The 12,472-nt window shown below is 39.1% G+C and carries 9 protein-coding genes; 2 read left to right on the top strand and 7 right to left on the bottom strand.

The genetic code is table 11. The features are described from left to right. Positions 1-70: 70 nt before the first annotated feature. Genes ligA through pcrB form a run of 3 tightly spaced genes read right to left on the bottom strand, consistent with a single transcriptional unit; the run spans position 71 to position 5,008 of the window. A complete protein-coding gene (gene ligA / locus ACK3CR_RS24365; RefSeq protein ID WP_243515476.1) occupies positions 71-2,080 on the bottom strand; it encodes an NAD-dependent DNA ligase LigA in 2,010 nt (669 codons plus the stop codon). Between the two features lie 15 nt (positions 2,081-2,095). After that, positions 2,096-4,300 (bottom strand): DNA helicase PcrA, encoded by a 2,205-nt coding sequence (gene pcrA / locus ACK3CR_RS24360; protein WP_243515488.1) that lies wholly within the window; start codon positions 4,298-4,300, stop codon positions 2,096-2,098. A 21-nt stretch (positions 4,301-4,321) separates the two neighbouring features. Beyond that, positions 4,322-5,008 (bottom strand): heptaprenylglyceryl phosphate synthase, encoded by a 687-nt coding sequence (gene pcrB / locus ACK3CR_RS24355; protein WP_488976234.1) that lies wholly within the window; start codon positions 5,006-5,008, stop codon positions 4,322-4,324. A gap of 439 nt (positions 5,009-5,447) precedes the next feature. On the opposite strand from pcrB, the gene ACK3CR_RS24350 reads away from it, so the two are divergent. Next, positions 5,448-6,830 (top strand): glycine--tRNA ligase, encoded by a 1,383-nt coding sequence (locus ACK3CR_RS24350; RefSeq protein WP_488976233.1) that lies wholly within the window; start codon positions 5,448-5,450, stop codon positions 6,828-6,830. A 36-nt stretch (positions 6,831-6,866) separates the two neighbouring features. Here ACK3CR_RS24350 and ACK3CR_RS24345 read toward each other — a convergent pair whose 3' ends face one another. Both ACK3CR_RS24345 and ACK3CR_RS24340 read right to left on the bottom strand, forming a co-directional pair. Then, the gene (locus ACK3CR_RS24345) at positions 6,867-7,166 is read right to left on the bottom strand and encodes a YerC/YecD family TrpR-related protein (protein WP_019395164.1); all 300 of its coding nucleotides are present in this window, start codon (positions 7,164-7,166) and stop codon (positions 6,867-6,869) included. Between the two features lie 177 nt (positions 7,167-7,343). Further along, a complete protein-coding gene (locus tag ACK3CR_RS24340; RefSeq protein ID WP_488976232.1) occupies positions 7,344-9,086 on the bottom strand; it encodes an adenine deaminase C-terminal domain-containing protein in 1,743 nt (580 codons plus the stop codon). A 104-nt stretch (positions 9,087-9,190) separates the two neighbouring features. Between ACK3CR_RS24340 and ACK3CR_RS24335 the strand changes: the two genes are divergently transcribed. After that, a complete protein-coding gene (locus ACK3CR_RS24335) occupies positions 9,191-9,448 on the top strand; it encodes a YgaP family membrane protein (protein WP_488976231.1) in 258 nt (85 codons plus the stop codon). 162 nt (positions 9,449-9,610) lie between these two features. Here ACK3CR_RS24335 and purD read toward each other — a convergent pair whose 3' ends face one another. Together purD and purH are read right to left on the bottom strand one after the other, a co-directional pair. Next, positions 9,611-10,858: a phosphoribosylamine--glycine ligase gene (purD, locus tag ACK3CR_RS24330; RefSeq protein ID WP_243515505.1), complete on the bottom strand. Its 1,248-nt coding sequence runs from the start codon at positions 10,856-10,858 to the stop codon at positions 9,611-9,613. A 30-nt stretch (positions 10,859-10,888) separates the two neighbouring features. Continuing rightward, complete coding sequence (purH, locus tag ACK3CR_RS24325) at positions 10,889-12,427, bottom strand: bifunctional phosphoribosylaminoimidazolecarboxamide formyltransferase/IMP cyclohydrolase (RefSeq protein ID WP_243515508.1); 1,539 nt, start codon at positions 12,425-12,427, stop codon at positions 10,889-10,891. Positions 12,428-12,472 lie beyond the last annotated feature (45 nt).

Below are 12,472 nucleotides of genomic sequence, written 5' to 3'. Positions count from 1 at the left end.
ATCCTGTACGCTTTTTATCCATGGAAAGAAGAATAAGCATAATGCCTATCCTTCTTTCTTTTTCCTAACTTTACTGCTTTTTGAGCTCTTCAATAAACTGTTGTTCACTCCATACTTCGATGCCTAAATCTTCAGCTTTTGTAAGCTTAGATCCTGCATCTTCTCCAGCTATAAGCAAGTCCGTTTTCTTACTTACGCTCCCTGTTACCTTTGCACCAAGTGCTTCAAGCTTTTCTTTTGCTTCATTGCGTGACAATACTTCAAGCTTTCCTGTAAGCACAACCGTTTTGCCTGCAAAAGTTGAATCACTATCAGCTGCTTGTACAAGTTTTGGTCCTTTGTATTCCATATTCACTCCATACGAGCGCAGCTCTTCTAAAAGCTCGACTACTTCAGGCTGCTCAAAGTACGTAATAACGGCGTCAGACATTCTCTCTCCTACTTCATCAATGGCCAATAGCTCTTCTTTTGTTGCTTTTTGTAAGCCTTCCATTGAATGAAAAACGCTTGCTAATGTTTTAGCTGCTTTGGCTCCAACATGACGAATTCCAAGTCCAAAAAGGAGGCGCTCAAGTGAATTTGCCTTTGAAGCTTCAATTGCTTGAAGAAGCTTTATGACCGATCTCTCTCCCATACGCTCAAGCTCTAGAAGCTGTTCTTTTTGCAGCTGATATAAATCTGCTACGTCCTCAATAAGCTTCTCTTTAAAGAGCTGTGTTACGACTTTTTCTCCAAGACCATCAATATTCATTGCATTTCTTGATACAAAGTGGATAAATCCTTCACGAATTTGTGCAGGACATTTCGGATTTAAGCATCTTAACGCAACTTCTCCTTCTAAACGAACAAGCTCACTTTCACATTCAGGACAATGAGTTGGCATTGTAAACTCTTTTTCCTCTCCTGTGCGCCGTTCTTCAAGCACGTTTACAACTTCAGGGATAATATCTCCCGCTTTTTTCACTACAACATTGTCTCCAATTCGGATATCTTTCTCACGAATTAAGTCTTCGTTATGTAATGAAGCACGACTTACCGTTGTCCCTGCTACTTGAACAGGTTCTAACAGCGCAGTTGGTGTAATAACTCCTGTACGCCCCACATTTAGCTCAATATCGAGCAGCTTTGTCACAACTTCCTCAGCCGGAAACTTATAGGCAATAGCCCAGCGTGGGCTTTTAGCTGTTGTGCCAAGCTCTTCTTGCTGAAAGAATTCGTCTACTTTTATGACGATTCCATCGATATCATATGGAAGCTCTGTCCGTTGTTCTGTCCAATGTTTAATATAGCTGTAAACTTCTTCTATCGTAACACATTTCTGTCGATTTGGATTCGTCTTAAAGCCCAATTGTTCTAGCTTGTCTAACGCCTCACTATGGGACGTTATACCTGTATTTCCAACGTCCGCTATAGAATAGACGAATATATCGAGGTTTCGTTTCGCTGCTAATTTAGAATCAAGCTGTCGAAGAGAGCCTGCAGCTGCATTTCTTGGGTTTGCAAAAGGTTCTTCACCTCGCTCAAGCTTTTCTTCATTAAGTTTCTCAAATGACTTCTTCGGCATATAAGCCTCACCGCGTACTTCCATTGAAAGAGGCTCATTTGCTCTTAATGGGATTGAACGAATCGTTTTTAAGTTATTGCTAATATCTTCTCCAATTGTTCCGTCCCCGCGCGTTGCTCCTTGAGCAAATGCTCCGTCTTCATAGCGAAGTGAAACAGCAAGTCCATCAATCTTTAATTCACAAACGTATGAAACATTATCTCCAACACCTTGACGAACACGGCGGTCGAAATCAGCCAAATCTTCTTCGTTAAAAGCATTTCCTAAGCTTAACATTGGTGTTTTATGCTCAACTTTTTCAAAAGAAGAGAGCGGATCTCCGCCAACGCGAACAGTTGGCGAATCCGGTGTTTTTAACTCTTCATATTCTTCTTCAAGCCCAATGAGTTCATGAAGCAAACGATCATACTCGCTATCTGGAACGCTCGGCTTGTCTAACACATGATATTCATAGCTGTACTGATGTAAAAGATTATGAAGCTCTTTAACGCGTTCTTTCGCTTGTGAAAACTCCATCTCATTCGCTCCTTTTTATGATTCTTTCGTTACAGGCGCAAATTTGGCTAACAATCGCTTAATTCCTATTGGGCTTGGGAAAGCAATATCAAGCTCTTTGTTATCTCCTTCGCCTTTTACGCTTACAACGGTTCCAACTCCCCATTTTTTATGTGAAGCTTTATCTCCGACGTTCCAATCAATATCTCCTCCACCTGTACTCTGAAGCACTGTTCGTTTTACAGATGGACGGCGTGGCCCTGGCCTTGAGAATGGGCTTTTCTCTTTAGATTGCCCAATGCTTTCAATTAATTCACTCGGAATTTCACCGATGAATCGTGAAGCAGGATTCACATTTGTTTTCCCAAACAGCGTACGCATAATTGCATTCAGTAAGTAAAGCTCTTCTTCTGCTCTCGTAATTCCAACATATGCAAGACGACGCTCTTCTTCCATCTCATCATCTTCAAAAAGAGAACGGCTATGTGGGAACACGCCTTCTTCCATCCCAATTAAGAATACAACAGGAAACTCAAGACCTTTTGCGGAGTGAAGCGTCATAAGTACAACTTGATTGTTTGTATCTTCTTCTTCATCATCAAGACGATCGATGTCTGCTACAAGAGCTAAGTCAGTTAAAAAGGCTACAAGACTTTTGTCTTCGCTCCCTTTTTCGAATTCTTGTGTAACAGATAAAAACTCGTCAATGTTTTCAAGACGGCTTTGAGACTCAATCGTTTTCTCTGTTTTCAACATATCGCGGTAGCCGCTTCGATCTAAAATTTCTTCTACAAGTTCTGTAATGGATAAGTAATCTTGCATATTTGTTAAATGATCGATCATCTCGCGGAATTCTAACAAACTTTTTTGCACGCGGGCGCTTACCCCAATTTGCTCTACTTCGGCAATTGCTCTAAACATAGAGATGTCTTGTGAAACAGCATAGTTTGCAATTTTATCAACAGATGTTGCTCCAACGCCACGTTTTGGTACGTTTACAATACGCGTTAAGCTAATATCATCATCAGGATTCGCAATTAAACGGAGATAAGCAAGCAAATCTTTAATTTCTTTGCGATCGTAGAACTTAATACCGCCAACGATACTGTAATTAATATTAGATTTTAACAGCACTTCCTCCATCACACGAGATTGAGCATTTGTACGATAAAGAATAGCAAAATCACTATACTTACGCTTTCCTTCATTAACAAGCTCACGGATCTTACCAGCAACAAACTGGGCTTCTTCATGTTCACTTGATGCTTGATAATGAGAGACTTTCGGGCCTTCATTATTGTCTGTCCATAAATTTTTCGGTTTGCGCCCTGTATTATGCTGAATCACTCTGTTAGCCGCTTCTAAAATGTTTTTTGTTGAGCGATAGTTTTGCTCAAGCAAAATCACGTTAGCACTCGGGTAATCTTGCTCAAAGGAAAGAATATTTGTAATGTCCGCTCCGCGCCAGCGATAAATCGACTGATCGGAATCCCCTACAACACAGACATTTTTAAAACGTTCACCAAGTAGTTTAACGAGCATATACTGCGCATGGTTTGTATCTTGATACTCATCAACATGGATGTATTGAAACTTACGCTGATAAAACTCAAGCACTTCAGGCACTTGCTGAAACAGCTGAATTGTTATCATGATTAGATCATCAAAATCAAGTGCTTGATTTTTACGCAAACGTTTTTGGTATTCTGTATAAACTTCTGCCGCTACTTCCTCTAGAAGAGAACCTCCTTTTGCCGCATATTGTTTTGGTGTTAACAGCTCATTTTTCGCTGAGCTAATTTTGCCAAGCAACCCACGGGGATCAAACTTTTTTGGATCTAAGTTCTTCTCTTTTAAAATTTGCTTAATCACTGAAAGCTGATCTGTTGAATCTAAAATCGTAAAGTTACGGTTATATCCAATGCGATCAATATCACGTCGCAAAATACGCACACACATGGAGTGAAAGGTTGAAATCCAGATATCTTCCCCAGATCCTCCTAAAATGTTCATAATACGCTCTTTCATCTCTCGCGCTGCTTTATTTGTGAACGTAATCGCTAAAATGTTCCATGGCGCTACTTCTTTTTCAACCATAAGATACGCAATGCGGTGTGTTAAAACCCGCGTCTTTCCACTTCCCGCTCCTGCCATAATTAAAAGCGCTCCGTCCGTTGTTTGGACTGCTTTTTTTTGCTCAGGGTTTAATCCTGTTAGTAATTTCTCACTTAAGTATTGCACACTTTCACCGCCCTATTGTAATTAACCTTTTACAGCACCTACCGTTTGAAGAGCTGCTTTCAAGTCTTCATAAATTACGTTGCCAACCACAACTGTATCAGCTGCATGTGCCATCTCTGCTGCTTGTTCTGAGGAAGCAATGCCGCCACCATAAAATAGCTTTGTTGTAGACAGTGCGTTTTTTACATTTTTAACGAGTGAAACGTCACTATAAACTCCGCTATATTCTAAATAAAAGATTGGTAAATGAAACATGCGTTCTGCCATTTGGGCATACGCAATAACATCCTCTTCGTCTAATTCTGTTTTTGCCTCTGTTACGTGAGCCGCTTTACAGTCACTGTTTACTATACAATATCCTTCAACAAAGATTTCATTCCAATCCATAATCTCGCCAAACTCTTTCATTGCTTGATGATGAAGTCCTGTGATGAAATCTGTATTGGAACTGTTCAAAACTGTTGGGATAAAATAAAAATCAAATCCAGGCGTTACAGAATCAATTGAGGAAACTTCCAGTGCGCATGGAACAGTATAGCGGCGAATACGAGCTAAAAGCTGAAGGACATTATCAAGCGTCACGCCATCCGTCCCTCCTACAATAATCGCATCTGTTCCAGATTCGCAAACCTGTTCTAAATGTTCATCTGAAATGTCTTTATTTGGGTCAAGTTTAAACACATGTTTCCACCCATTTATATCATACATATTTCTGTTCCTCCAGTCTATTTTCCATCTAATCATTATAGCAGAAAAAGCCTTCGTTTTTGATAGAGAATACAAACTACCGAAAGTGGAAAAATATAAAAAAGGAACATGCCCTTATCTTGTTTTGCCTGTATGAATGTGCTAAGATAAAAACAGTTTTACACTACAATATTTTAAAAAATGTTCAATCATATAAAAGTACGATGAAGGATTTATAGTATCTTATCTTCCTCTTCCACAAGCGAGCTAGGAATGGTGAAAGCCTAGTGAATGAAGTAAGAGAAACGGCAATCTGGAGTACATCTTTCCAAAGAGGATGCTAACATTAGCATCAATCAGGGTGGAACCGCGGGAGTCAAACTCTCGTCCCTGAGCTTATATAAGCTCAGGGACGAGAGTTTTTTTATGGATTGAACCTTAACTATAAGGAGGAACAAACATGGCTGTAACTATGGATCAGCTCGTTTCACACGGTAAACATCGTGGCTTTATCTTTCAAGGATCTGAAATTTACGGAGGTCTTGCAAACACTTGGGATTATGGTCCATTAGGTGTTGAGCTTAAAAACAACGTAAAACGTGCATGGTGGAAAAAATTCGTTCAACAATCTCCGTACAATGTTGGACTTGATGCTGCTATCTTAATGAACCCAAAAACATGGGAAGCATCAGGCCACCTTGGCAACTTCAACGACCCAATGATTGACTGTAAAGATTGTAAATCTCGTCATCGCGCTGATAAGCTTATCGAACAAAAGCTTGAAGAAGAAGGAAACGAAATGGTTGTAGACGGTCTTCCATTCTCTGAAATGGAACGTTTAATTAAAGACCATAACATCGTTTGCCCTGACTGTGGTTCAAGCAACTTTACAGAAATCCGTCAGTTCAACTTAATGTTCAAAACACACCAAGGTGTAACAGAATCATCAACAAACGAAATTCACCTTCGTCCTGAAACAGCACAAGGTATTTTCGTAAACTTTAAAAACGTTCAACGTTCAATGCGTAAAAAGCTTCCATTCGGAATTGCACAAATCGGAAAAAGCTTCCGTAACGAAATTACACCAGGAAACTTCACATTCCGTACGCGTGAGTTTGAACAAATGGAACTTGAATTCTTCTGCAAACCTGGTGAAGAATTAGAATGGTTTGACTACTGGAAAGAACAGTGTCACACATGGCTAAAAGCTCTAAACTTAACAGATGAAAACATCCGTCTTCGCGATCACTCTGACGATGAGCTTTCACACTATAGTAATGCAACAACGGACTTTGAATATAAATTCCCATTCGGCTGGGGCGAACTATGGGGCGTTGCTTCTCGTACAGACTATGATTTAAAACAACATGCAGAGTATTCTGGTGAAGATTTCCAATATATTGACCAAGAAACAAATGAACGCTACATCCCATACTGCATTGAGCCATCCCTTGGTGCTGACCGTGTAACACTTGCATTCTTAGTTGATGCATACCAAGAAGAAGAACTTGAAGATGGATCAAGCCGTACAGTGATGCGTTTCCATCCTGCTCTTGCACCATATAAAGCAGCAATTTTCCCACTTTCTAAAAAGCTTTCTAAAGAAGCACAAGAAGTGTTTGCAGATCTAGCTGAAGATTTTATGGTAGACTATGATGAAGCAGGTTCAATTGGTAAACGTTACCGTCGTCATGATGAAATTGGTACACCATTCTGCATCACATATGACTTTGATTCTGTAGAAGATAAACAAGTAACAGTTCGTGATCGTGATACAATGGAGCAACATCGTATGCCAATTAGCGAACTTAAATCATTCTTAGCTGAAAAAGTTAAATTTTAATATAAAAAAGCTGGAGACATTGCATCTCCAGCTTTTTTATTCTTCCTCTTTATCAACTCGGTCTAAGACCATTTGATAAGCGTCACTTCCATAATTTAAACAACGCTTCACACGTGAAATCGTTGCTGTACTTGCTCCTGTTTCAGTTTCAATTTTATGATATGTAAACCCTTTGCGAAGCATTCTAGCTACTTCTAGACGTTGAGCTAATGATTGAATTTCATTAATTGTGCAAAGGTCATCAAAAAATTGATAACATTCTTCAATGTTTTGTAGTGAAAGAACAGCTTCACAAAGCTGATCAAGCTCTTTTCCTCTTAATTTATCAATTTGCACTGTAACAGCACTCCTTTAAGCTTAAATATCGATTCTTTACTATATATCGTAAAGCTACTCTTTTGATTATTATACACACAAAATGCTTCAATGTCCTACTGCGTTAAAGTAGAATATTCTCATATACTAAATCTGTACAAAAGAAGCTGATAACTTATAGAACGTTATCAGCTCATATTATCTCATAACTGTCGGAAAAAGAATATTTTTATTCATCACATCGTAAAGGCCTCTTGGTGTAAGACGAATGTATGGAAGATGTGTTGATGATAAGAAAAGAAGCGTATAAATAGGATCACAGTGTTCGTAGCCGCGCTCTACTAAAGCTTCTCTCATCATTTTTTCCTCTTCTTGTAGAGCACTAAGAGGCTTCTCTGACATAAGACCATTCAGCTTAAGCGGAATCTCTGTCACGATCTCTCCATCTTCTGCAAGAACAATTCCACCACCGATTTCTTTCATTCTGTTAAATGCGGCAATCATATCAAGCTTATTTTTACCAAGAAGTACAATATCTCCAGTACTTGAAAATGAGCTTGCAAACCCGGAAACGTGAGTTGAGAATCCTTTTATAAGTGTATTGATTCGCCATTTTCCTTCACGATCCATAAGCATAAGAAAGCTTTCATCATTTTCTGTTGAAATTTCATCACGTGATACATCAAACGTAATCGAATACGGCTTCATAATAACGGCATTTTCAAGTTTTAAACCAAGCGGCATGGAAAACTGCAAATCATCCATTGTCAGATTCCAATCAAGAGAAAGAGGCTGAAATCCATAGTCTGACCATTCAATACCTTTAAAGTTTGATGTTTGCTCTTCATCTCTTAAAATCCATTTTCCTTTAGCAAGAACAGAAACCGGTGTTGGTTCATCTTTTGCTTTTAAGAAATTAATATTCGCTACTCTACCTGTCATAATGTTACCGTGAAGATATTCAATATTATAAAAGCGAGCAACGTTTACAGTCGCCATATTGTAAGCATCAACAAGTGGGACGCCGCTCTCAATCGCAAGTTTAATTAATTTATCACTTACTCCATCTTCATAAAAGGCAGGTGGAGATCCATCTGTTGTCATCATCATTTTATCAAAACAAGTAATGTCCATTTCCGCTAATTCTCTAACAATACGTGGTAAATCAGGTCTTATTGAAGAATAGCGAAGCGTCACCGTATAGCCATGAAGAAGACGTTCGTATACGTCCCTTCCTGACATTGATTCATGATCACTATCTGCACCAAGCAGCATGAGCTTTGCAAGTGTTTTTGGGGAAGCTCCAGGAAAATGTCCTTCAACTTGTTTTCTCATTCGTTTAGCTTCTTGAATCCAGTGAAGCATTAAGTCATCTCCATCAAGAAGCTTTGGCCAGCCTGTAAGCTCTCCTGCTTGTAAAACCGCATCATGTTCAAGCCATGCTTTTACATTGCCATGTGAAAAAGCAACTTCTTCATTGATAATTTCTGTTTGTGGATCTAATCGACACCACCAGTACATCGTCGATGGAATCGTTCGCATCTCTCGAAGTAAAGAAAACGCTTTCTTTTTATCAAGCTGTAAAGCAAGTAACATATTGTCATTTACAAGTGTTGTTGTTCCACGTTCTCCCGCATACTTTGCAAAGCTGTGGGGATTATATAACTGAAAAGGGTGAACATGTGGCTCAATATAGCCTGGAACAAGGAAGTAGTCCTCACAGTTCACAACTTCTGTTTCTTTCAAATTGGAAGGTAAGGCTTCACCAACATATACAATGCGGTCACCGTAAATCCATATATTAGCCTTCATCCACTTGCGAAATGTTTGATTTAAATAAGTTGCATTTTTTAATAACATAGTCGGTGCTTTTGCTCCATCAATAACAGCAACGTGTTCCCGCAACTGCTTGTTTTTCCATCGATAGCGCTGTTCCAGCATGGAAATCCCTCCAATTCATCGTTACTTTCATCGTATCATACCTTCTGTGCGAGAAACGTAAAGAAATTGTGAATTTTGTACAAAAACGTGAAAGATGATAGTATATGAAACCTAATATTAGTTTAGTAAATGCTTTAATTCGTATTGCATGTGGTCTAACTGTAATCTCATGGTCTACAGCACGATTAGCTCGAAGACCACATCATAACTCTTATCTCTTTATGACAATGATGGATGCCCTCAAAGTAGCAGAAGGTATTACCCGTTTTTGTCCTCTTACATTACTTATGCAGAACTATATAGATGATGACTTAGATTCACAGAATGAAAAGAAAGAGCTTACAATGTTGAATCAATATTAACGCGAAACATGGAGAATGTGAAGGGAAATGCTTAAATTTTCTGAAAAAGTTTCTAAATGAGGAAGATTCATCTTCATTATCCTGCTTTTCCTTCTTTTTCTACTAAGATATAAGACTTTTTAACAAAAAAGCGAGAGCTCATAAAGAGTTCTCGCTTTTTTGTTATTTTTTAGCACTTAACGCCTTATGACCAATATCTCGACGGTAGAAAAGTCCGTTAAACGTTTCTTTTTCAAGACTTTCATAGACTGATTTCTGAGCTGCCTCTATATCTTCTCCAAGAGCCATCACAAGACTTACACGTCCGCCATCTGAAAGAAACTTCCCATCCTCTTCTGTCACTCCTGCATGAAAAACAGTGTTGTCTCCAAGATGATGAAACCCAGGAAGTGCATGTCCTTTTTCATATGAACCTGGATATCCTTCAGAAGCAATAACAACACCAACGGCTGCTTTTTCAGACCACTGAAGTTCAACAGGCTCGTCTTTCAATAAAGCAATAATAACTTCTACAATATCTGTCTTTAAGCGTGGTAACACAACTTGTGCTTCAGGATCACCAAATCGAGCATTAAACTCAATAACTTTCACCCCTGAAGCTGTTGTCATAAGACCACCGTACAATACTCCAGTAAAGGCACACCCTTCTTCAACCATCGCTTTTGCAGTTGGCTCCATAACTGTCTTTACCGTTTCAGCTACAATTTCAGCTGAAATTTGTGGAACAGGTGAATAGGCGCCCATTCCTCCTGTGTTTGGACCTTTATCACCGTCAAACGCACGCTTGTGGTCTTGAGCAATAACCATTGGATACACTTTTTCCCCATTAACAAAAGCTAATAGTGAAAATTCTTCTCCCTCAAGATATTCTTCAATTACAACACTTGCGCCTTCTTGTTGGAATAATGAATCCAATGCTTCATTTGCTTCTTGAAGCGTCATCGCAACAGTAACCCCTTTACCAGCTGCTAATCCGTCTGCTTTTACAACAATTGGCGCTCCTTGCTTCTCTACGTATGCTTTTGCACCTTGAAGTGTTGTAAAGGCTTCATACTCAGCTGTTGGAATGCTGTACTTTTTCATTAAATCTTTTGCGAACTGTTTGCTTCCTTCAATTTGAGCCGCTTTCTGATTTGGACCGAAAACAAGGAGGTCCTGTGCTTTGAAGTAATCGACGATTCCTTCTGTAAGAGGTGCTTCAGGCCCTACGATTGTGAGCTCTACATTTTCTCTCTTAGCGAATGCTGCAAGCTCCTCATGATTTCCCTCTTCAATTGAAATAAGCGTTGCTACATCTTTCATGCCAGCATTTCCTGGTGCCACAAATACTTCTTCTACCTTTGAACTTTGTGCAACTTTCCATGCTAAAACATGTTCACGACCGCCACGGCCAATGATTAAAACCTTCACAGCTTTTCCTCCCTGTTGTTTCTCCGTTTTTTAATGTTTGAAATGTCTTACGCCTGTAAAGACCATCGCAATTCCGTACTCGTCTGCTTTTTGAATAGACTCTTCATCACGTACAGAGCCACCTGGTTGAATAATTGCAGTAATTCCTGCTTTAGCTGCTGCTTCAACCGTATCTCCCATTGGGAAAAAGGCATCTGAACCAAGCGCAGAACCTTTTGCTTTCTCACCAGCTTGGTTAATCGCAATGTTAGCAGAACCAACGCGATTCATTTGACCTGCCCCAACACCAACTGTCATTTCATCTTTTGCTAGAACGATAGCATTTGATTTAACATGTTTTACAACTTTCCAAGCAAGCTTCAAGTTTTTCCACTCATCTTCTGTTGGCTCGCGTTTAGTAGCTACTTTTACTTCCACATCATCAAGGCTAAGCAGATCTTCATCTTGAAGAAGTAAACCACCTTTTACAGATGTAAGCTTTACGCCTTTTGCATCATTTGCATTGAAATCAACTGTTAATAAACGAAGATTCTTTTTCTGTTTTAACACTTCTAATGCATCCTCATCGAATGAAGGAGCAATAATGATTTCAAGGAAAATTTCTTTCATTTTTCGTGCTGTGTGCACGTCAACAGGACGGTTTGCTGCAATGATACCGCCAAAGATTGATGTTGAATCAGCTTCATAAGCACGATCATATGCTACTTCAATGTTTTCGCCAACGCCAACACCACATGGGTTCATATGTTTAACAGCTACAACAGCCGGTTCTGTGAATTCTTGAACAATTTCAAAAGCAGCGTTAGCATCATTGATATTGTTATAAGAAAGTTCTTTTCCATGAAGCTGTGTTGCTGTTGCAATTGAAGCATTTGATGCTAGTGGTTTTTTATAGAAAGCTGCTTTTTGATGAGGGTTTTCTCCGTATCGTAACCCTTGTACTTTCTCAAATGTTACCGTTAATTTTTCCGGTGCTTCTTCACCTGTACGCTTTGTTAAGTATTCAGCAATCAAAGCATCATACGAAGCTGTATGACGGAACACTTTTGCTGCAAGATATTCGTTTGTTTCAAGAGATACGTTGCCGTTTTCTTTTAACTCTTCTACAACTTTGCTATAGTCAGTAGGATCAACAAGAACAGAAATAGATTCATAGTTTTTCGCTGCTGAACGAAGCATTGTTGGTCCACCGATATCAATATTTTCAATTGCATCTTGAAGAGTTACATTATCTTTTGCAATTGTTTCTTGGAAAGGATATAAGTTAACAACCACAAGATCGATTGGAGTAATGTTATGTTCTTTTAATTGAGCAATGTGATTTTCATCATTACGACGAGCAAGCAAACCACCATGAACGTATGGGTTTAAAGTTTTTACACGTCCGTCTAAAATTTCCGGAAACCCTGTTACATCCGATACACTCATAACGTCAACGCCATTTTCTTCTAACGTACGTTTTGTACCACCTGTTGAGATAATTTCAAAATCAAGCTCTACTAAATTTTGTGCTAGTTCTACAACGTTATTTTTATCTGACACACTAATAAGTGCACGTTTCTTTGCCATTGTTTCTCCCCCTGATGAAGTTTCTATAATGAATTATACGCTAAT

It is taken from the genome of Priestia sp. TRM10 (genome assembly GCF_057808375.1).
The sequence above is the reverse complement of the archived record's forward strand: the minus strand, read 5'-3'. Positions and strand labels throughout refer to the sequence as shown.

Coding starts and splice junctions, on each gene's coding strand:
- ligA (WP_243515476.1), bottom strand. CDS start 2,080: ATGGAGTTTTCACAAGCGAAAGAACGCGTTAAAGAGCTTCATAATCTT.
- pcrB (WP_488976234.1), bottom strand. CDS start 5,008: ATGTATGATATAAATGGGTGGAAACATGTGTTTAAACTTGACCCAAAT.
- ACK3CR_RS24350 (WP_488976233.1), top strand. CDS start 5,448: ATGGCTGTAACTATGGATCAGCTCGTTTCACACGGTAAACATCGTGGC.
- ACK3CR_RS24340 (WP_488976232.1), bottom strand. CDS start 9,086: ATGCTGGAACAGCGCTATCGATGGAAAAACAAGCAGTTGCGGGAACAC.
- ACK3CR_RS24335 (WP_488976231.1), top strand. CDS start 9,191: ATGAAACCTAATATTAGTTTAGTAAATGCTTTAATTCGTATTGCATGT.
- purH (WP_243515508.1), bottom strand. CDS start 12,427: ATGGCAAAGAAACGTGCACTTATTAGTGTGTCAGATAAAAATAACGTT.